This window comes from Streptomyces sp. NPDC005438, assembly GCF_040606315.1.
Classification (GTDB): Bacteria; Actinomycetota; Actinomycetes; order Streptomycetales; family Streptomycetaceae; genus Streptomyces.
In genome coordinates this window covers 95,292-115,611 of the sequence record NZ_JBEXEP010000009.1, presented here as the reverse complement: position 1 = coordinate 115,611, position 20,320 = coordinate 95,292, and the positions used below count along the sequence as shown (strand labels likewise).

Here is a 20,320-nt window from a genome sequence, read left to right as displayed (position 1 = left end):
GGACGTGACGGCAAACGTGACGGCGCCGCTCGACGGCGTGAAGGTGCTCGACCTCTCCCGGTTCATCGCCGGACCGCTGTGCGCGCAGATCCTGGCCGACTTCGGGGCGGAGGTCATCAAGGTCGAACGCCCCTCGGGGGAGGACTCCCGCCACCACGGGCCGTACCACCGGGACGAGAGCATCTACATGTTCCTGTACCACCGGAACAAGTACGACGCCGGCCTGGACACCCGGCACCCGGAGGCGCTGCGGCTGCTGGAGCGGCTCGTCGAGTGGGCCGACGTGGTGGTGGAGAACTACCGACCCGGCACGCTGGAGAAGATGGGCATCGGCTACGCGCGGATGAAGGAGCTGAACCCGGACGTCATCCTGGTGTCCATCTCCGGCTTCGGCCAGACCGGCCCGGACTCGCGGCGCGCCCTGTTCGACGCCATCTCCCAGGCGTCCTCGGGGCTGATGGACATGACCGGGGAACCCGACGGCAAGCCCACCCTCAGCGGCACCTACATCGCCGACTACACCACCGGCTACCAGGGGGCGATCGGCGCGCTGCTGGCGATCCTGCACAGGGAACGCACCGGGGAGGGGCAGTTGGTGGACGTCGCCTCCTTCGACACCATGTTCTCCGCGCTGGGGGTGCGACTGATCGCCGAACTGATGCTGGGGCAGGAGATGCCCCGCAGTGGTTCCCGCGACCTGCTGACCGCCCCGGTCAACGTCTACGAGGCCACCGACGGTTCGATCTACGTACAGGCCGGCACCAAGTCCCTGTTCGCCCGGATCTGCCAGGTGATGGACCGGCCCGACCTGGCCCAGGACCCGCGCTTCGCCACCGTCGACGGGCGGATGGAGCACCAGGAGTACCTGGAGGAGCAGATCGGCGCCTGGGTCGCCGAACGCACCGTGTCCCAGGTCGCGCGGGACCTGGACGAGGTGGGGGTGCCGTACGCCAAGGTGGCCTCGGTGGCCGAGGTCGCCCGCTCCCCCCAGATCGCCGCCCGGGAGATGATCGTGGAGTCCGAGCACCCCGAACTCGGTACCATCCGTATGCCCGGCAACCCCATCAAGATGGAGAAGACCCCACCCATGGTCCGCAAGGCCCCACCCCGTGTCGGCGAGGACAACGAGTACGTCTACCGCGACGTGCTGGGACTCTCCGCCGAGGAGTGGGAGCGCCTCAGCGAATCGGGTGCGATCTGACGATGGCGCGCGCCCCCCGATACCAGCTGATCTACGACGACCTCGTCGAACGCGTCCGGTCGGGCCAGCTCGCCCCCGGCGCCCAACTGCCCAGCGAGTCCGACCTCGCCCGGCAGTACGGGGTGAGCCGGATGACGGTCCGTCAGGCGTTGGACCTGCTGGACTCCGACCGGTACGTGATACGGCGCCAGGGCAGCGGCACCTTCGTCAGCGAGCAGGCCGGCCCCGGCCGGCGCCTCAACCGGTTGCGGTCCTTCGCGGACGAGATCGCCGCCAGCGGCGGCGAGGTCACCTCCCGGGTGGTGAGCGCCGAGACCACCAAGGCCACCGCCGAGGTGGCCCGGGTGTTCGGCGTCTCCGAGGGCGACATGGCGCACCGGGTGGTCCGGGTACGACAGATCGGCGGCACCCCGGCGGCCCTCCAGGACGCCTGGGTGCCCTACTCCGTAGCCCCCTCGCTGTGCCGGGAACCCCTGCTCAACGGCTCGCTGTACCGGACCCTGAGCGAACGGTACGGAGTGCAACTGCGGTACGCCGACCAGTCGATGGCCGCCGCCCTGCTCAGCGCCGAACGGGCCGAACCCCTCGGGGTGGAGCCGGGCGGCGCCGTGTTGGAGACCTGCCGCACGACCTACGGGGCGACCGGGGAGGTCGTCGAGTTCACCCGGAGCTGGACCCTGCCCGCGTTCCCCTTCCTGCTGCGGATCGACGCCGAGTGAGCGCGCCGGTCATCGCGGTGGACGTCGGTACCTCCGCCGTCCGGGCGGCCACCGTGACCTCCGAGGGCCGGCTGCTGGACAGCCACCACATCCGCCGCCCGGCCGGGGTGGGGGGCGAGTACTTCGACCCCGACGCCCTGCACCGGGACGTGGTCACCGCGCTGGCCGGGGTGGCGGACGGACCCGCACCGGCCGCACTGGCCATCGCCGCCCATGTGGGCACGGTGGCCGTCGACACCGGGCTGGACCCGGTCGACCCGGGCGGTGGCTGGTCCGACCCCCGGGGCGTACGGGCCCTGCACGCCCTGGACGCGGCGACCGTCACGGACCTGTTGGCCGCCTCGGGCCGGCCCGCCCTCAGCGGGGGCGCGCTGGCCTACCTGAGCCAACTGGACCCGGACCGGGCCGGCCGGGTGCACGCGGTGCTCTCGCCCAAGGACTTCCTGGTCGCCCGGCTCACCGGGCGGTTGGCCACCGACACCGTCAGCGCCGCCTACACCCTGGCCTCCGAGGTACGGTCCCGCTCCTGGAACGGCGCGCTGCTGGCCCGACTCGGCCTGGACGCCGCGCTGTTCCCGCCGCAGTACGAGCCCACCTCGGTGGTCGGCTCGCTCACCGCCGAGGCCTCCGCCGCCACCGGTCTGCCCTCGGGCCTGCCGGTGGTGGCCGGTGGCCCGGACGGGTCGGTGGGCATCGGACTGCTGCTGGGCTCCTCCGAGGAGGCCGTCGCGGACGTCGCGGGCACCACCGACGTGATGGGCCGGCTGCTGCCCCGGGACGCGGCGGTACCGGAGGGGGCGATGCTCAACCCCTCGGTACTGCCGGGCCGTTTCGTGGCCGGCGGGGCCACCGGACTCACCGGCGGTGCCGTCTCCTCCTGGCGCGCCCTGGTCGGCCCGGTGGAGGACGAACGGCTCGCCGAGGTGCCCCCGGGCGCGGACGGGCTGACCGTGGTACCGGCCATGACCGGAGCGCGGTTCCCCCGGTGGCGTCCCGACACCCGGGGAGCGGTGCTCGGACAACGCCCCGAACACACCCCGGCCCACCTGCTGCGCGCCGCCCAGGAGGCCGCGGCCCTGACCGTACAGGAGGGGCTGGACCGGCTCGACCCGTCCGGGACGCTTCCGGTGATCCTCGCCGGGGGCTCGGCCCGGAGCGCGACGCTCGCCCAACTGCGGGCCGACGTGCTCTCGCGCCGGCTGTGGGTCTCCCCCGAACCGGACGTGACCCTGTGGGGCGCCGCCGCGTTGGCCCTCACCGGAGTCGGCGAGGGCGCCCCGGACACCCTGCGTTCCCGACTGCTGGGGGACCTGCGGGAGGTACGGCCCCACCCGGAACGCTCCGCACGGTACGACCGGTTGCGGGACCACTGGCGGCAGGTCCACGACCGGGTGGACGGGATGGACGAGGGGACGCCCGACCGGTCACGCTGAGCCCCGGGGGGCCGGCCCCGCCCCGACGCGACGTACGCGAGTGAACGGGGCGGCCAGCCCGGGCCCGACGTCGCCCCCGACCGCCGGCCCCTGACCGGGGCGAACGCCCGGGGGTCAGCCGTTCCGACGATCCGGGCCCCCGGTCACCACGGTGACCTGGGGTGTTCAGAGGGCGTCCCACGGGAGGTTTTCACGTGGCACGTACGCGGACCGCCCGCCCGCGTACCAGTCCGCTCCGAGAATCAGGGGTCCTCCGTACGGCTCGGCCTCTTCCGAAGATCGAGAACAGCGGCCCCGATGGCTTTGTCGCCCCGTCCCCCGGGCCAGCCAGCGAATCCTTGGCGCACGTTCGGAGGCGGAGGTCCGGGAGCTGTCCACCCCCCATCAAGGGTGGGTGGGGTCACTTTCCTCGGGTCAGGTCCTGTTCGAGGAAAGCCCGCCAGGCGGTGGGGGAGGTGGTGGGGGGCAGGGAGGGGTCCTTGGAGTCGCGTACCTGCACGCCGTGGGGGACCAGCCGGGCTTCCACGCAGGCGTCCCAGCGCTCGCCGCTGTAGCGGCTCTTGGTCCAGTTCGCTGAGAGGGCCATCGGGTGTTTCCTCCAGAGTCGGGCCGTGTGGTGACGGTGCGTGGGATTCCACGAGCCGTACCAAGGAGCAGGTCCGCAGACTGGCCCGACTACCGCCCTTCGACGGCTGCGGTGGTCGCGTCCTGCCCTGGGTTGATGGGGCCTTGGGCAGTCAGAGGGGCTACTCGATTGCGGACGAGCCGATGGCTTGGCACGGTTCAGGGCATCATGCGCGTCTGCATCCCGATCTGAGGAGCACCCTCGTGTCCGTCGTTCCAGAACGTCGATTGGCTCTCCTTGGAGGCGGCTTCTCCACTGACGACGATGGTCTGCTGGATGACTGGGTGCTCGATCAGGTGCCCGTTGCTCGCCCCAGGGTGTGCTTCGTTCCGACAGCCAGTGGCGACGCCCCCGCCTACATTGAGCAGTTCTCCGAGGCGTACCCGTCACGTTCCTGCGAGCCCAGCGTCTTGCATCTCTTTCGGCGGGAGCTCGATGACGACGCCCTGCGCACGTTCCTGCTTTCGCAGGATGTCGTGTATGTGGGTGGCGGCAACACCGCGAACATGCTGGCGGTCTGGCGTGCGCACGGCGTGGACCGGCTCCTTCGCGAGGCCTTCGACCGGGGAGCCTTGCTGTGCGGCATCAGCGCTGGTGCCAACTGCTGGGCTGAGGGCTCGCACACCGACTCTTTCGGGCCGCTGACGCACCTCGCGGACGGGTTGGGTCTGTTGTCCGGCTCGGTCTGCCCGCACTACGACAGTGAGCCCGGCCGGCGATCGTCCTATCGGGCAGCCGTGGCAGACCGCGCGCTTCCGGCTGGCTGGGCGGTGGAGGACGGTGTCGGCGCCCTCTTCGCGGAAGGTCTGCTGACGGACTCCGTGACGCGTACGCCTGAGGCCTGCTTGTATCGGGTGGAGCCCGACGGGGATGGCGGGGTCGACGAGCGGGCCATGCGATGTCGCCCGCTCGTCCCAGCACAACAGCCCACTTCAACCGCGTGCAGTGGTCAGGGAGCGGCCACGCCTGGTGCGGGGCCGACGGCCGAGTTGGAGCGGTAGCGATCAGCCTTGAGGAGCGTGTTCTGGTAGTCCCGGTGCGGGTGACAGTGCGTGGTCAGTGAGGACGGGCGTGTCGCGGTCGACCAGCTGTGGCCGACCGTCAGCCAGGGTCCGGCTGAGGCTGTTGGGCTTGGCGGTGGCGGCATCCAGGCTGACCTGGAGCCCTTCGACCTCGCCGAGCCAGCCGTTACCACGTGCCTCGCGGATGCGCTCGCGGAGGTTGTCGATCATCTCGATGAGCTGACCGCGCTGGCGTGGGTCGATCTGGAGGACGGGACAGCGGACGCAGGCGTGTTCGTGCCTGCACGGAGTTCCATAGGGGCGACCCCCGCCGCCGCACGGCCCGGGCCCCGCGCGTTCCCGCGCGGGGCCGGGTGCCGTCCTTCGGGGTCAGCCCAGCAGGTCACCGAAGCGGGCGGTGGTGACCGGCCCGCCGACGTCGCCGGGTCCGAAGGTCCGCGCCCCGGTCACGGTGAGACCGTCGGCAGTGCCCTTGAGGGACCACACCGCGCCCGCCTGGTCGTTCTCCCTGGCGGCGGAGACCGCGAGGTCACGGTGCCCGTCCCCGTCGGTGTCCAGCAGGGCGCAGGCGGAACCGAACTCGTCGCCGGACTCGGCCACTCCGGGAACGCCCTTGGTGTTCTGGTGCAGTACCTGGCTGCCCTCGCCGGTCACCCCGGAGTCGCCGCCGTGCAGCAGGGCGACGCTGCCCGCGTCCTTCAGCCCGCTGAAGTCCTCACCGCTGATGCCCAAGGCGATCTCCGCCCTGCCGTCGCCGTCCACGTCGGCGACCGCGACACAGGAGCCGAGGCGGTCGCCCTTCTCCTGGGCGCCGTAGAAGTCCGGGAGGCTCTGGTCGAAGCGCTGCGTACGGTCGGAGGGGCCGGACGCGGAGCCGTAGACGACGGTGACCTTCTCGTCCTCGTCGTTGCTCCCGAGCACCACGTCGTCGTAGCCGTCGCCGTCCACGTCCCCGACGTCGGTGGCCGAGTCGCCGCCGACGTACCCGGCCGCTCCGACGGTGTCGGAGCGGGTGAAGCCGTCGGCGCCGCCGAGCATCACGTGGGTGCCCCAGACCCCGTCGCCCTCGTACTCCCAGACCGCGATGTCGTCGCGGTCGTCACCGTTGACGTCTCCCACGGCCTTGCCCTGGACGGGGCCGCTGACCGAGTGGGGGCCGGCCACACAGGAGTCGTCCTCCTCGCAGGCGGCGCCGTCGTCGCCGTAGCCCCACCACTCCGACCGGTCCAGGATGTCGAGCCGCTTCGACGGGGCGCCCTCGCGGGAGATCGGCCCCTTCCAGAGGGCGGCCTCCTGGGTGACCGGGTCGTCGCCGGCGACCTCGGCGTCGGCGAAGAGGGCCAGGTCGTCCTTGCCGTCGCCGTCGAAGTCGCCGATCCGCGGGGTGGTCCCGTAGTCGGCGATCCTGGTGCCTCCGGTGAGGCCGTCGGCGGAGCCCCACAGCACCACGCTGCCGGTGGTACCGAGGTCGGTGCCGATGACCAGGTCGCCGTAGCCGTCGCCGTCGAGGTCGCCTCTAGAGAAGCTCTGGCCGAACCGTTCCCTGGCCTTGGCCGCTCCGGGAACGCCGGCCGTGGACCGGCTCACCACGGTGCGGTGGGCGGGGTCGGTGCCCTTGGCGGAGCCGTAGGTCACCGCCAGGTAGCCGGCCTGCTTCTGGCCCGAGACGGTGCCGTGGGGGGCGCCGACCACCAGGTCGGCCCTCCCGTCGCCGTCGAAGTCGTCGGCCACCGCGACGCGTTGCTGCGCGGCGTGGGTGTCCTGGGGGGTGAGCCACCAGCCGGTGAGTCCGGTGGCCGCCAGCACGGCGAGCGCGGTCACCCCGACCCGGCGGCCGGCCCTCCGGCCGGCACGGCGGGGTGACGACCCGTGGGAGCGCAACAGTGACATCGATGTCCTTCCCGTTCGCGGTGTTCGCGCCCAGCAGACCGCCCGGGTGCCGGAAAGGTTGTACGGGCGTGGGGAACTCATCCCTCCTGGTGTCCGCGGGCCCCGGCCAGGGCGTCCAGCAGCCGGCGAAGCCGCAGGGCGTCCGGCGCGAGAGCGGTCACCAGGGTGGCGGCCTCGGCGATCGGCACCGCCACGCCCTCGCCCTCCTCCGACCCGCCCCGCCCGAGCAGCCGGGTCGCGGTCGAGTGGTCGAACTCGTCCCCGACCAGCAGGAGTTGGCCCACCGCGCGCTGGCCGCCCACTCCGGCGGGGCCGTCCCAGCCGGGGGCTCGCTCGGAGCCGTAGCGGGTGTGCTGGTCGTACAGGGGCTCGCCCGCGCGGTGGACGGTCAACCGTGCGGAGAGGTCGCCGGGGGGTTCGCCGGCCCGTCCGAGTACCTGTTCCTCCCGCAGTACCAGCCCGGCGGTGGCCGCCAGTTCCACCCGGGTCACGGTCCGCAGGACGCTGCCGGCCGCCGACACCAACGGTTCCGGTAGCAGGCGGAGTCGGGCGCCCTCGGCCACCCGCGCGCTGGTCTCGTAGTGGGCCGGCTCGGTGGTACGGCCGGGGAGGGCGACCGTGGCGGCGGCCGTACCGTACCGCAGGCGGGTCGTGGGGCCGAGGTCGACCTCCAGCCGCAGCCGGTCACCGTTGAGCGGGGCGCTCATCGCGCCCAGCAGGCACACCCGCGCCTCCGCCCCCTCGTGGCGCAGCCGGCGCAGGGCCAGCGGGCCGTCGCCGTGGAGCAGTGGCAGCGCGGTCCCGCCCCGGCCGTCGGGGGCGGCGACCACCCGGGCGTCGGCGGCCACCGCGCTGGGGTGCCCGTCCGGCGCCGGGTCGGTGGCGCGGTGCCCTTCACGGTGTCCCCCACGGTGCCCTCCACCGCGCCCTTCCTGGCGTACCCCGGGGGTCACCTCGGACGCCGCCAGCGCTCCAGGCGCCCACGTACCCAGTCGGCCACCGGAGCCACCCCGCCCTCGCTGACCAGGGAGGTGAACTCCACGGGCAGGTCGCCCCGTTGGGCCCGGGCGTCACGGGCCATCCGCTCCAGGTCGGAGCCGACGTGGGGCGCCAGGTCGGTCTTGTTGACCAACAGCAGGTCGGCGGTGGTGATGCCGGGGCCGCCCTTGCGGGGGATGTCGTCTCCGCCGGCGACGTCGATCACGAAGATCTGGGCGTCCACCAGGCCGTGGGAGAAGGTGGCGGTGAGGTTGTCCCCTCCTGACTCGACCAGGACCAGGTCCAGGGGGCCGGCAGTCTCCTCCAGTTCCTCCACCGCCTCCAGGTTGGCGGAGATGTCGTCCCGGATCGCGGTGTGGGGGCAGGCGCCGGTCTGTACGGCGGTGATCCGTTCCGGGGGCAGCACCGCGTGCTGGAGCAGGAACCGGGCGTCCTCCCGGGTGTAGATGTCGTTGGTGACCACGGCGAGGGAGTACTCCTGGCGCAGCGCGCGGCACAGTGCGGCGACGGTGGCGGTCTTCCCCGAGCCGACCGGTCCGCCGAGTCCCACCCGCAGCGCCCGGAGTGATCCGTCGGCCGCCCGGGGTGGAGGGGTGCGGTAGGTGACCCGGGGCGGGCGGGTGTCGCCGTTGTGGTGGTCCAGGTGCATGGGGCGGCTCCGGGGTGGTGGGGTCAGGAGGCGAACAGCCGGGTGGTACGGGCGGCGTGCCGTTCGGCGGCGATGTCCAGCAGCGGCGATCCGTCGGCGGGCAGTGCCCGCACCCCCTCGGACCGGGCCGACCGCGCGGCCTGTTCGGCCCGTCGGGCGACCTGGTCCACCTCGGGTGCCAGTTCGGCCTGTACGGCGGTACCGGCCAGGGGGTCCAGGCTGAGCAGCCGTACGGCGGCGGAGACGGGGCCGGACACCGACTCGTGGGCCAGGAGGTACGCCGCCTCCCGGGGGCCCAGCCCGGCCGAACGGGCCAACAGCCCCCACACCACCGGCTGGTGGGCGCCCCGGGGGCGGGCCCGGGCCAGCGCGTCGAGCGCCGGCGAGGGCCAGGTGGCGCGGGCGGCGCGGAGCAGTTGGCGTCCCAGACGGCGGCCGGCGGCCCGGAGGGCGGGCGAGGGGGTACGGGCCTCCAGGGCGGTGTCGAGGGCCAGCGGGTCCACCCCGAGGGTGGCCGCGGCGGCCGTGGCGGCAGCGCTGAGGCCGGTGGTGTGCAGGCGGCCCCGGCAGAACGCGGCGAGGGTCGCGGGGTCGCGTACCCGGCCGGCGGTGACGGCGGCCTCGGCCCCGCCGGAGTGGGCGTGCCCTCCGGCCGGCAGCCGCCCGTCGGCGAGGAGCAGCAGGGCGGCGAGCGGGGGGCCGGCCCGTGAAGCCGGGGGCGGTGTCGAGGGTGAGGAGGGGGTCATGGCGGGCCGGTCAGAAGAGGAAGTAGCGCTGGGCCATGGGAAGTTGGGAGGCCGGTTCGGGGTCGACCGGTTCGCCGTCGACGGTGACGGTGAAGCTGTCCGGGTCCACCTCGACCCGGGGGCGGGCGGTGTTCTGGCGCATGTCGTCCTTGGTCAGTCGGCGGGTGTCGCCGACCGGTGAGAACCTCCGGCCGAGGCCGAGGCGTCGGGGCAGGCCGTCCTCGACGGCCTGGACGGACACGAAGTTGACGGAGTTGGCGGCCGGCGCCCGGCCGGTCGCCCCGTACATGGGCCGGGGCATGACCGGCTGGGGTGTGGGGATGGAGGCGTTGGCGTCTCCCATCTGGGCGTGGGCGATCTGGCCGCCCTTGAGTACCAGCCGGGGTTTCACGCCGAAGAACGCCGGCTCCCACAGCACCAGGTCGGCGAGTTTGCCGGGCTCCACCGAGCCGACCTCGTGGTCGACGCCCTGGGCCACCGCCGGGTTGATGGTGTACTTGGCGACATAGCGACGTACCCGGTGGTTGTCGGCCCTGCCGTCCCCGGGGGCGGCGCCCCGGCGGACCTTCATCTGGTGGGCGGTCTGCCAGGTGCGCAGTACCACCTCCCCGATCCTGCCCATGGCCTGGGAGTCGGAGGAGACGATGGACAGGGCGCCCAGGTCGTGGAGCACGTCCTCGGCGGCGATGGTCGTGGGCCGGATACGGGACTCGGCGAAGGCCAGGTCCTCGGCCACGGCGGGATTGAGGTGGTGGCAGACCATCAGCATGTCGAGGTGCTCGGTGACGGTGTTGACGGTGTGTGGCCGGGTGGGGTTGGTGGAGCTGGGCAGCACGTGGGGTTCGGAGACCACCGAGATGATGTCGGGCGCGTGCCCTCCCCCGGCCCCCTCGGTGTGGTACGTGTGCAGGGTCCGGCCGGCGATCGCGGCCAGGGTGTCGCCGACGAACCCGGCCTCGTTCAGGGTGTCGGTGTGGATGGCCAGCTGCACCCCGGTCTCGTCACAGACCCGCAGGCAGGCGTCGATCACGGCCGGGGTGGCGCCCCAGTCCTCGTGGATCTTGAACCCCAGTGCCCCGCCCCGGAGTTGGGCGTGCATCGCCTCCCGGCTGACGGTGTTGCCCTTGCCGAGGAAGCCGACGTTCACCGGGGTGGACTCCATCGCCTCGAACATCCTCGCCAGGTGCCAGGAGCCGGGGGTGACCGTGGTGGCCTTGCTGCCCTCGGCGGGCCCGGTACCGCCGCCGATCAGGGTGGTCACCCCCGAGGCCAGCGCCTCGTCGGCCAACTGCGGGCAGATGAAGTGCACATGGGCGTCCACCGCCCCGGCGGTGAGGATCAGCCCGCCCCCGGCGATCACCTCGGTCTCGGGTCCGATCACCAGGGCCGGGTGCACCCCGTCCATGGTGTCGGGGTTGCCGGCCTTGCCCAGGGCGGTGATCCGTCCGTCGAGGACGCCCACGTCGGCCTTGACCACGCCGTGGTGGTCCAGCACCAGCGCTCCGGTGATGACGGTGTCCGGCGCTCCCTCCGCCCGGCTGGTACGGGCCTGGCCCATGGACTCGCGGATCACCTTGCCGCCGCCGAAGACGGCCTCCTCCCCGGCGAGCGGTCCCGGCCCGCCGGACAGGTCCCGTTCGACCTCGACGAACAGCTCGGTGTCGGCCAGCCGTACCAGGTCCCCGGTGGTGGGGCCGTACAGCTCGGCGTAGGCGGCGCGGGACAGTTCAGCCATCGAGGGCACCCCCGGTCCCGCCACGCAGTCCGGGCACCAGCCGTCGGCCGGCCAGCGGGACCAGCGCCACCTCGACCGGGATGCCGGGCTCGAAGCGCACGGCGGTGCCGGCCGGTACGTCCAGGCGCAGCCCGTGGGCCGCGCCCCGGTCGAAGTCCAGTCCGGGGTTGGCCTCGGCGAAGTGGTAGTGGGAGCCGACCTGCACCGGTCGGTCGGCCCGGTTCAGGACGGTCAGCCGGGTCACCGGACGGTCGGGGTTGATCCGTACCGGGTCCGGCGCGTGCTGGATCTCTCCGGGAATCACGGTGCCTCCTTCAGCAGATCGGCTGGTGGACCGTGACCAGCTTGGTCCCGTCCGGGAAGGTGGCCTCCACCTGCACCTCGCGCACCATCTCCGGCACGCCCTCCATCACCTCGTCGCGGGTGAGCACGGTGCGTCCCGAGGACATCAGCTCGCTGACGGTACGGCCGTCCCGGGCGCCCTCCAGGATGTGCGCGGTGATCAGGGCGACCGCCTCCGGGTGGTTGAGGGACACCCCACGGGCCCGGCGCCGCTCGGCCACGTCGGCGGCCACGTGGACCAGCAGGCGTTCCCGCTCGTGCGGGGTCAGTCGCATGGCGTCCCTCCTCGATGGACGGCAGTGGCGCGCCCGCCCCGGGGGCCGGAGCGGCCAGGCAACGCAAGCTAGTCCGGCGGGGTTTCGCGGACGTTAACCCCACCGCCGTCCCCTGTTACGGTCACCGCCGGTGACGCCGCGTACGGGCCGGGGGCGCTCGGACGAGCGGCGTACGGGCCGGGGTCGCGCCGGGGTGGGAGGCGCCGGGCCGGGCCTCGACCGGCCCACCCCGCGCGGGAGTTCGCCCTCCGACGTACGCCGGGCCCCGCGCCCGGCGGCCTCCGGCACGGGCCCACGGCACCGCGTGGGACGCGGGCGGCGGAAGTCGGTGCCGCCTGGGAGGGGCCGTTGTCAGTGGGCCCGGCTAGGTTCTTGGGTGTTCCACCGCACTGGTGTGGACGAACCCCTTTGTCATGCATGGGAGATGGTGCGTTGTCGGTCTGGGAGAAGTCGAGCGCCGCGCGGGTGATACCCCCCGCGCGCCCCCGGAAGCTCGCCAAGGTGCCGTTCGTCGAGCTGGCCGACGGACGACTACAGGGAGTGGTGTCCAGCGGATCGGACATCGGCCGGGTCTACGTGTCCTCGGTGGAGGCGGCCACCTTCACCTTCGCCTGCAGCACCAACAACAACCGGCCCTGCGGCGGTGCGCGCGGGACGTTCTGCAACCACCTGCGCGCCCTGGTGTCCGAGGCGGTGCTGCAGTACGGCGCCGCACGGGTGACCCGCTACCTCCGGGTCGACCTGTCCGACCCGGAGCCGGACGTCATCGCGCTGACCTCCGCCATGACCGGCACCCGTCCGGCACAGGGCGACGCCTCGGCGGCGGCACCGGTCTTCAGCCGCTTCCTGCGCCACCTGGCCTACCTCGAACTGGAGCCCACCACCGCGCCGTTGCCGGAGATGCAGTGGTTCCCCTCCACCCGGGCGGTGGCCTGATGCGTACCGACCTGCTGCCCGAGACCGTCGACGGCCTCGACGAGGCGCTGGACGCCGTGGACGCCTTCGACCAGGTGCTCCTGTCCGGCCTGCTGCGACCCCAGCCCGCCCAGGCCGCCGGCCTCACCGCCCTCGCGGACGCGGTCGCCGGTAGTCCGCTGGCCGCCCGGGTCGCCGAGGCGGCCGACAAGGCGGTCGCCGGAGCCGCCGGCGAGGACCACCTGCTCGCGCTGGCCGCCGCCCGCGCGGCGCTGCTCGGCTCCGTGCACGACGCCCTCCAGGCCCGGGTGGACGAGGTCACCGGCCGGCCCCGCGCCGAGGAGAGCCCCGGGAGCCGGCCCTCCGAGGAGCCGTCGGCCAACCTCCTGGCCGCCGCCCGCACCTGGCTGTGCGACCTGGCGCGCGCCGGCTGGCAGGGCATCGACCACGAACTGGTCGCCGGCGCCGCCCCGGTGGTCTCCGCGATGCTGCCCGAACCCTCGCTGCGCCGCCCGGCCACCCTGCTGGACGGCTTCGCGGCCGAACTCGCCGCCTCCTGCCCCGGCACGACCCTGGACCGGGTGCCGCTGCGCCGCTGGGCCGACCTGTGGTCCCGCGCGATGCTGCTGACCGTGCCCGGGGCGACCGCCTCCCCCGCCACCGGTACGGCCACCGGACGGCTGCTGCCCCTCGGGGTCGACCTGCTGGAGCACCCCACCGCCGTACAGGCCCAGGTGCACGCCGTGCTGGAGCCCGAGGACGGCGGGGCGCCCCTGCTGGTGCGGGCCACCGCCTCGGCCCCGAAGCCGGACACCGTGGTGGAGGCCGGCCTGTGGCAGCTGCTCAGGCCCCGGTTCTCCCTGCTGACCGCACTGGGCGAGGGCCGTTCGATGTGGCTGGACGGGATGCCGCTGGCCGCCGGGGGTGACCTGGTCTGGGACGACGAGCGGGCCCGACCGGACGAGCCGGCCGACGCCTTCGCCACCGCCCGGGTCGCCCTGTCCACCGCGACCACCGCGCCCACCGCCGCGCTGGACCGCCACCCGGCCGCCCTGGCCGTGCCGGTCCTGCTGGAGGGGTACGGAGTCGACGACGGGGAGGACACCACGGTCCTCGACCTGCCCGGTTGCCGGCTGGCCGTCGCCACCCACCGGGTGCCGTCCGCCGGCCCGCTGACCCCCGAGCGGATCGCCTCCTCCCGGGCCTGTGTCGGTCTGCTGCGCTGGGACGCCGGGGAGTTCCTGCTCCAGCCCCTCGCCGTGGAGACCACCGTGCGAAAGAAGCCGGTGACCGTCCACGCCGGTGCCTGGGCCGGTGGCACGACCGACAAGGCCGGCGCCCGGGCCGAGAAGGCCGCCACCGACGCCGTCGACAGGCTGCGCGAGCGCGCGGGAAGGCTGCTGCGGAAATGACCGAGCACATCAGCGAACCCGTCGGGGCCACCGCCCCGACACCGGCAGCCGACGGGGACGACGGGCCGGACCCCTGCGACAACCGCCGTCAGGTGCTGTACTGGCGGCTGCTGGCCCGCCTCTTCGACCACGAGGAACAGCCCGCCCTGGAGTCGGCCAGCCTGGCGGTCGTCGAGGACCTCGGACTGCCCACCGCCCTGCTGGACCCCGGTGTCTCGGTGGACACCGTGGTGCAGCGCCACCCCGAACTGGCCGACGCCTTCGAGGGGTTGATGGCTCCCGAGCCGGAGGAGGACGGCGGCCGTGACCGGCCGACCGAGGTGTGGCGGGCCGCGCTGGCGTCCAAGGTCCTGCTCAACGTCTTCTCCTCCGGGTCCGGCGCCGTCACCGCCGAGGGGCTGTCCCGCTGGCAGTCCGACGCCGGCTGGCTGGAGCGGGCGTTCGGCTGTGAGCCCGGCGGGCTGCGGGGCGGGCGCGGCGGCTCCGGCCCGGACCTGGGTGGGGCGCTGGCCGCCCTCGGCCCCGAACTGGGCGCCATCGAGGCGGAGTTGGTGTCCCGGATGCGGCTGCGGGAGGTGCTGGCCGACCCGGTGCTGGCCGCGCGGCTGACGCCCAGCATGTCGCTGATCGAGCAGTTGCTGCGGGACAAGTCCAACCTCTCCGGGGTGGCCCTGGCCAACGCCAAGTCCCTCATCCGCCGTTACGTCGACGAGGTCGCCGAGGTGCTGCGCACCCAGGTGGAGAAGGCCACCGTCGGCGAGGTGGACCGCTCGGTCCCGCCCAAGCGGGTGTTCCGCAACCTGGACCTGGACCGCACCCTGTGGAAGAACCTCACCAACTGGAGCCCGGAGGAGGAACGGCTCTACGTCGACCGCCTCTACTACCGCCACACCGCCCGCAAGACCACGCCCCAACGGCTGATCGTGGTGGTGGACCAGTCCGGCTCCATGGTCGACTCGATGGTCAACTGCACCATCCTGGCCTCGATCTTCGCCGGGCTGCCCAAGGTGGACGTCCACCTCATCGCGTACGACACCCGGTCCATCGACCTGACGCCCTGGGTGCACGACCCCTTCGACGTACTGCTGCGCACCAACCTCGGCGGGGGCAACGACGGACCGCTCGCCATGGCGATGGCCCGACCCAAGATCGCCGAGCCGAAGAACACCGTGATGGTGTGGATCTCCGACTTCTACGAGTTCAACCGCTCACAGCCACTGTTCGAGGGCATCGAGGCCGTCCACCGCTCCGGGGTGAAGTTCATCCCGGTCGGGTCGGTGACCAGCTCCGGCCGCCAGGAGGTCAACCCCTGGTTCCGGGAACGGCTCAAGGCCCTGGGGACCCCGGTGATCTCCGGCCACATCAACAAGCTGGTCCACGAACTCAAGACCTTCCTCACCTGAGGCCGGGCGCCCGGCCTCAGGTCGAGCCCGCCACCGGTGGGCCCTCGACCCGGCCGGCCTCCCGCCCCCCAGCACCGTTCGGCGCCCCCGGGCGCCCCACGACACCTCTCACCTCGTTCCGTTTCCATGAAAGGCCCCGCCATGTCCGACCTGTTGCGTGCCCCCGCCGAGATCAAGTACGCCGAGGAACTCGACTGGCTGGAGTCCGTCGACGACAACCCCAAGCCGTTCTCCTGGCGCCTGTCCCCGAAGATGGTCCGGCTGTTCATCCTCGGTTCCGAGCGCGCCGACGGCCTGGATCGGGAGATATCCCAGAAGTGGTTCGGTGACCGCACCTTCGTCGAGCGCTCCATCGTCACCCTGGCCTCGGACCGGGGGCTGCTGCTCATCGGCGACCCCGGCACCGGCAAGAGCTGGCTGGCGGAGCTGCTGTCCGCCGCGATCTCCCGCAACTCCACCCTGGTGGTGCAGGGCACCGCCGGGACCACCGAGGACCACGTGAAGTACTCCTGGAACGTGTCCATGGTCATCGCCAAGGGGCAGTCACGGGAGTCGATGATCCCCTCGCCGATCATGACCGCGATGGAAGCGGGCGTCATCGGCCGGTTCGAGGAGCTGACCCGTTCCACCAGCGACGTACAGGACGCGTTGATCTCCATCCTGTCCGAGAAGTACATCTCGGTCCCGGAGTTGGAGAACCAGGGCGACGACAGCGACCACGTCAGCGACAACATCGTCTTCGCCAAGCCGGGCTTCTCCGTCATCGCCACCGCCAACAGCCGCGACCGGGGCGTCAACGACCTGTCCTCCGCGCTGAAGCGCCGCTTCAACTTCGTCCGCATCCCGGTGGTGACCAACAAGAAGAGCGAGGCGGAGATCGTACGGTTCCGCACCGAGGAACTCCTGCGCCGCCACTCCATCGACCTGGACGTGCCCCCCACCCTGCTGGACGTGCTGCTCCAGAGCTTCGCCGACCTGCGGGCCTCCGCCGCCGCGGCCGGCAGCGACGAGGAGAAGCTGGAGTCCGCGCTGTCCACCGCCGAACAGATCGGCGTGCTGGAGGACGCCGTGCTGCACGGCACCTTCTTCGGCGAACAGTCCCTGACCGCCCGCACCCTGGCCTCCTCGCTGGTCGGCTCCCTCGCCCGACGCGAACCGGAGGACCTGGCCATCCTCAACAAGTACCTGCACGGCGTCGTCGAGCCGCGCAGCAAGCAGGAGGGCGGGGCCTGGCCCGAGTTCCTGGAGGGCGGCCGTGACGCGATCGCCACGCTGTCATGAGCGGCGCCGAACAGAGTCCGTTCGCCGCGCTGCGGGGCCAGTTGCACGAGGCCGCCACCGCGTTCGCCGACGGACCCCGGGCCCTGGAGGGGCTCCTCCTGGGCATGGTCGACGACGTCGACCGCGCCGTCCGCGAGCCTCTGGAGATCTTCCCGGTCTGCCACCACTCCCCCGCCTCGGCGCTGGCGATGGCCCGGCGCCTGCGGGAGAAGCAACCCCGGGTGGTGTACCTGGAGTTGTGCGAGGACATGACGCCGCTGCTGACCGAGCTGCGCAACTGCCGGCTGCCGGTGGCCGTGCAGTCCTTCGCCAGCGAGGTGGACGGCTTCCCCGCCGAGTGGGCCCCGCTGTCGGTGGTCGCACCGATCACCGAGGCCTCCGCCGAGTACCAGGCCATCGCGTACGCCCTGGACACCCCGGACGTCGAACTGGTCCTGGTCGACCGGTCCTCGGACCACGTCTACCAGTGGGACCGGTCCCGGGGGCGGGCCGAGGAGGGGGCCGATCAGCCGGCTGAGGAACCGGAGGCCGGGCTGCACGGCGAGGCCGTCGGGGTGGAGATCGGCGACCTGCGCCCCCGTTTCGCCGACCTGGAGGAACACCTCCTGCGCAACGGCAGGGTGCGGCACTGGTCGGAGTGGTGGCACCAGTACGTCGAGGTCCCCCTCGGCGACAGCGACCACGACACCTACCGCCAGGTGATGTTCCTCGTGGGCAGCCTGTTCCGCCGCCTCGCCCCCGGGGACGGGAACCAGCTGCGGGTGGACGAGGACCGCGAACGGTACATGTGGACCCGGATGCGCGAGCACCTGGCCGCGAGCGGCACCGACCCGTCGGACTGCCTGTACGTCTGCGGTGCCTTCCACGCGGCCAGCCGGGTCGAGGAGTTCGGCCTGCACGGCACCGACGGTTTCGCCATCCCGCCGCGTACCGGCACCACCTGGCAGTACGGGCTGATCCCCTCCAGCCACGCGTCGATCGAGGCCCAGTTCCACCTGGCGTCGGGATCGGTGTCGATCGCCGCGACCGAGTGGGCGAAGAACCTCAAGCGCACCCGGACCCAGCCCTACCGGCTGGAGGGGCAGGCCGGCACCCGGAAGTCCCGGGCGAAGAAGTCCGGGCCACCGCCGGTGGCCGCCCCCGAGGTGGTCACCGCCGACCGGCTCTCCGGCTTCCTGCGACGCCCCCCGGTGCTGGACGGCCTGGACGAGGCGGAACTGCTGGGCTGGTCGGTGGACATCGTGCGGGCGGCCCGACGCAACGGTTACCTCGCCTCCACCGCCGACTCCATCGCGGTGTTCGAGACCTCGATCCTGCTCGCCGGGATGAGGGACCGCGCCAAGCCCACGCCGTACGACTTCCAGGACGCGGCGATCACCTGCATCGAGAAGGACTCGGTGCCAGGGCGCCGGGACGTGCGCCGACTGGTCGAGATCATGATGGGCGGCGACCGGATCGGCCAGGTCGGGTACGACGCCCTGCCACCCCTCGCCCGCGACGTCCACGACCGGCTCGCGCCCCTGGGGCTCAAGCTCCAACAGCGCGGGGTCCAGCGGGCCCTGCTGGACATGGCCTCCGACCCCGGACTCCAGGCCTGCTCCGACGTGTTGTGGATGCTGCGCCAGCTGATGCCCACGCACGCGGTGCGCCCGATCATGGGGGAACGCCGCCTCGGGGAGCGGTCCATCCAGGAGTCCTGGGACCTGGCGCTGGGCACCCACCAGAGGTCCCTGATCGAGCTGGGGTACGAGGGGGTGAGCATCGAGCAGGTGCTGGAACAGCGCCTGCGACGCCAGGCCTACGGGCCCCGGGCGACCACGGCGTCGGCGCTGGCCGCCGTCGAGGACGCCACCCTCTACCTCGGCAGCCGCCGCCTGGCCGACGAGCTGGGCCAGCGGGCCCTGGAGGTGCTGGCCACCGAACGCACCGTGGACGGCGCCCCCGAGGTGCTGCGCCGGGTGCGGCGGCTGCTGGCGTACTACCGCACCAACGAACCGGCGCTGCCTCCGTGGATCGAGTCCTTCGTCAAGACCGGGTACGCGCACTACTGCACCCTGCTGCCGACGGCGTTCGCGGACGAGGAGGCGACCGTCCAGCAGGTCGCGGCCATGCTGGGCTTCCTGTTCAGCATGGAGAGCCTCGCCCTGTCGCTGGGCTGCGACCGGGCGCAACTGGAGCTGGCCGTCGCCCAGTCACGCCCCGGCGAACCGTCCCGGACCGCGCTGCTGTGGGCGGCCCAGGTGCAGCTCGGCACCCTCTCCCGGACCGAACTGCGGGCCCGCTGCGCGGAGTTGCTCGCCAATCCCCTGGTGGTGCCGGCCTACCCCCGGTACCTCAGCGGCTTCGTGCACGCCCTGGAACCGGTTCCGGGACTGGCCGACGTGGTGGTGGAGGCGGTCTCCAACGCCTTCGGCAGGCTGCCCGATCCGGTGCTGCTGCCCTGGCTGCCCTCGCTGATCACCACCCTGCGGTCCCAGGCGGGCGAGCTGGCCCCGCTGCTCATACGGGAGGCCGGGCGGATCATCCCCGCCCGGCTGCCGGAACTGGACGCCTGGGTGCCGCCCTGGCGCGCGGCCCCGGTCACCGCCACCCCGTCCCGGGGCGAACGCAGGGGGGTCCCCCTGCTGGCCGCGCATCCGGTCACCTGTGACGCGGTGGCGGAGCTGTTGGGCTGCGAGGGTTCCTGGTCCTCGCCGGAACCGGCTCCGACGGGCGCCGTGCTGACCCGACGGCACCCCGAGACGGCCGCCGCCCTGGCGGTCCTGCTCGACGCCTGACCCGCCCCACGACGCGGGTTCCGCCCGGGTGCGGGCCAGGGCGGAACCCGCGTCGTGGGGGGCCTGGAGGGCCGCGCCCGGTGGGGCCGCCCGGAAGCGGTCCCGGCGCGCGTGCCCCTCGCGGCACTCCGGGGGTGGGGGCTCTGCGGACGGGGATGGTCGCTGTGGGTCGCCGTGCGGGGGTCGGTCGGCTCGCCGGAGGGTCACGGCCGAGGCAGCCCGGGGTTCAGGCGCCCCGGGGTCGTCCCGCACGCACGGCGCTTCGGGTGGGGGGCTCGGGCCGCCGGTGGTGGCCGCTTCGGCCTCAGCGGTCGGCGCCCGATCGTGGTGACGCGGAGGGGGCCGGTGGCCAGCGCGGTGGCGTCCCCGCCCGGCGGCGGCTCAGACTCCCCGGCGCCCCGGAGCACCGACGGCGGGGCACCCCATGGGGAACGTCCTTAGGCTCGACCTCAACGCGGCGTGCCGAGGCCCCGGTGCTCCCCCGCCCCGAGGACCTCGCGGACCAACTCCGGGGCCCACTCGACGTATTCGACCCCGGACCCGTCCGGGTGGCGGGCGTAGAGGAACCGCCCGGTCCCACCCTCGGTCAGCGGGGTGGTGAGGACGGCGCCGGCGTCCTCCAGGGTCGCCCGGAGCGCGTCCAGGTCGTCGACCACCACGGTGGCCGAGGCGTGGGCGTACTGCGCGCGTTCCTCGGCCGGCCCGGCGATCACCAGAAAGTCGCCCACGGCGGCGAGGTCGACCCCCTGGAAGGCGAAGCGCAGATGGGGCTCCTGCCCGGTGAGCCGCCGGAGCAGGGGCAGCGCGGACTCGACGTCGTCGGCCCACAGGCGCGCGTAGGTCCTCAGGATGGTCATGGGCTCTCCCCCAGGTCGCTTCCGGTCTCCCGGGAACCG

19 protein-coding genes are annotated in these 20,320 nt (G+C 73.2%); 9 read left to right on the top strand and 10 right to left on the bottom strand.

Going from position 1 to position 20,320, the window contains the following annotated elements:
- Positions 1–4: 4 nt before the first annotated feature.
- Genes ABZT14_RS19745 through ABZT14_RS19735 form a run of 3 tightly spaced genes read left to right on the top strand, consistent with a single transcriptional unit; the run spans position 5 to position 3,353 of the window.
- Positions 5–1,201, top strand: a complete 1,197-nt coding sequence (locus ABZT14_RS19745; protein WP_356304380.1) for a CoA transferase — start codon at positions 5–7, stop codon at positions 1,199–1,201.
- Between the two features lie 2 nt (positions 1,202–1,203).
- Positions 1,204–1,920 (top strand): GntR family transcriptional regulator, encoded by a 717-nt coding sequence (locus ABZT14_RS19740; RefSeq protein WP_356304377.1) that lies wholly within the window; start codon positions 1,204–1,206, stop codon positions 1,918–1,920.
- The gene (locus tag ABZT14_RS19735; protein WP_356304374.1) at positions 1,917–3,353 is read left to right on the top strand and encodes an FGGY-family carbohydrate kinase; all 1,437 of its coding nucleotides are present in this window, start codon (positions 1,917–1,919) and stop codon (positions 3,351–3,353) included. The genes ABZT14_RS19740 and ABZT14_RS19735 overlap by 4 nt, the downstream gene beginning before the upstream one ends.
- Positions 3,354–3,753: 400 nt before the next feature.
- Here the strand turns inward: ABZT14_RS19735 and ABZT14_RS19730 are convergent, their stop codons facing one another.
- Positions 3,754–3,939 (bottom strand): DUF397 domain-containing protein, encoded by a 186-nt coding sequence (locus ABZT14_RS19730; RefSeq protein ID WP_356304371.1) that lies wholly within the window; start codon positions 3,937–3,939, stop codon positions 3,754–3,756.
- Positions 3,940–4,181: 242 nt separating this feature from the next.
- On the opposite strand from ABZT14_RS19730, the gene ABZT14_RS19725 reads away from it, so the two are divergent.
- The gene (locus tag ABZT14_RS19725; protein ID WP_356304368.1) at positions 4,182–4,979 is read left to right on the top strand and encodes a peptidase E; all 798 of its coding nucleotides are present in this window, start codon (positions 4,182–4,184) and stop codon (positions 4,977–4,979) included.
- Between the two features lie 3 nt (positions 4,980–4,982).
- Here the strand turns inward: ABZT14_RS19725 and ABZT14_RS19720 are convergent, their stop codons facing one another.
- The 8 genes from ABZT14_RS19720 to ABZT14_RS19685 all read right to left on the bottom strand — a co-directional run bounded on the left by ABZT14_RS19720 (position 4,983) and on the right by ABZT14_RS19685 (position 11,636).
- Positions 4,983–5,210, bottom strand: a complete 228-nt coding sequence (locus ABZT14_RS19720) for a hypothetical protein (RefSeq protein ID WP_356304365.1) — start codon at positions 5,208–5,210, stop codon at positions 4,983–4,985.
- Between the two features lie 159 nt (positions 5,211–5,369).
- Positions 5,370–6,890 (bottom strand): FG-GAP repeat protein, encoded by a 1,521-nt coding sequence (locus ABZT14_RS19715; RefSeq protein WP_356304362.1) that lies wholly within the window; start codon positions 6,888–6,890, stop codon positions 5,370–5,372.
- Positions 6,891–6,967: 77 nt separating this feature from the next.
- Positions 6,968–7,738 (bottom strand): urease accessory protein UreD, encoded by a 771-nt coding sequence (locus tag ABZT14_RS19710; RefSeq protein WP_356304359.1) that lies wholly within the window; start codon positions 7,736–7,738, stop codon positions 6,968–6,970.
- Positions 7,739–7,839: 101 nt separating this feature from the next.
- The gene (ureG, locus tag ABZT14_RS19705; protein ID WP_356304356.1) at positions 7,840–8,538 is read right to left on the bottom strand and encodes an urease accessory protein UreG; all 699 of its coding nucleotides are present in this window, start codon (positions 8,536–8,538) and stop codon (positions 7,840–7,842) included.
- A gap of 23 nt (positions 8,539–8,561) precedes the next feature.
- On the bottom strand, positions 8,562–9,284 hold the full coding sequence (locus ABZT14_RS19700; RefSeq protein WP_356304353.1) for an urease accessory UreF family protein: 723 nt from the start codon (positions 9,282–9,284) through the stop codon (positions 8,562–8,564).
- A gap of 10 nt (positions 9,285–9,294) precedes the next feature.
- Entirely contained in the window at positions 9,295–11,019 is a 1,725-nt protein-coding gene (locus ABZT14_RS19695; protein WP_356304350.1) for an urease subunit alpha, read from the bottom strand.
- The gene (locus ABZT14_RS19690; RefSeq protein WP_356304347.1) at positions 11,012–11,323 is read right to left on the bottom strand and encodes an urease subunit beta; all 312 of its coding nucleotides are present in this window, start codon (positions 11,321–11,323) and stop codon (positions 11,012–11,014) included. The genes ABZT14_RS19695 and ABZT14_RS19690 overlap by 8 nt, the downstream gene beginning before the upstream one ends.
- Positions 11,324–11,333: 10 nt before the next feature.
- Positions 11,334–11,636 carry an urease subunit gamma gene (locus ABZT14_RS19685; RefSeq protein WP_356304344.1) on the bottom strand — a complete coding sequence of 101 codons (303 nt, stop codon included), beginning with the start codon at positions 11,634–11,636 and terminating at the stop codon, positions 11,334–11,336.
- A gap of 417 nt (positions 11,637–12,053) precedes the next feature.
- Between ABZT14_RS19685 and ABZT14_RS19680 the strand changes: the two genes are divergently transcribed.
- The 5 genes from ABZT14_RS19680 (at position 12,054) to ABZT14_RS19660 (ending at position 19,424) form a co-directional block, all read left to right on the top strand.
- Complete coding sequence (locus tag ABZT14_RS19680) at positions 12,054–12,572, top strand: hypothetical protein (RefSeq protein WP_356304341.1); 519 nt, start codon at positions 12,054–12,056, stop codon at positions 12,570–12,572.
- Positions 12,572–13,963 (top strand): hypothetical protein, encoded by a 1,392-nt coding sequence (locus ABZT14_RS19675; protein WP_356304338.1) that lies wholly within the window; start codon positions 12,572–12,574, stop codon positions 13,961–13,963. Before ABZT14_RS19680 ends, ABZT14_RS19675 begins: the two co-directional genes overlap by 1 nt.
- Positions 13,960–15,366, top strand: a complete 1,407-nt coding sequence (locus tag ABZT14_RS19670) for a VWA domain-containing protein (RefSeq protein ID WP_356304335.1) — start codon at positions 13,960–13,962, stop codon at positions 15,364–15,366. Before ABZT14_RS19675 ends, ABZT14_RS19670 begins: the two co-directional genes overlap by 4 nt.
- 141 nt (positions 15,367–15,507) lie before the next feature.
- Positions 15,508–16,647, top strand: a complete 1,140-nt coding sequence (locus tag ABZT14_RS19665; RefSeq protein WP_356304332.1) for an AAA family ATPase — start codon at positions 15,508–15,510, stop codon at positions 16,645–16,647.
- Entirely contained in the window at positions 16,644–19,424 is a 2,781-nt protein-coding gene (locus ABZT14_RS19660; RefSeq protein WP_356304329.1) for a hypothetical protein, read from the top strand. The genes ABZT14_RS19665 and ABZT14_RS19660 overlap by 4 nt, the downstream gene beginning before the upstream one ends.
- 449 nt (positions 19,425–19,873) lie before the next feature.
- Here the strand turns inward: ABZT14_RS19660 and ABZT14_RS19655 are convergent, their stop codons facing one another.
- The gene (locus tag ABZT14_RS19655; protein WP_356304326.1) at positions 19,874–20,281 is read right to left on the bottom strand and encodes a VOC family protein; all 408 of its coding nucleotides are present in this window, start codon (positions 20,279–20,281) and stop codon (positions 19,874–19,876) included.
- Between the last annotated feature and the right edge of the window lie 39 nt (positions 20,282–20,320).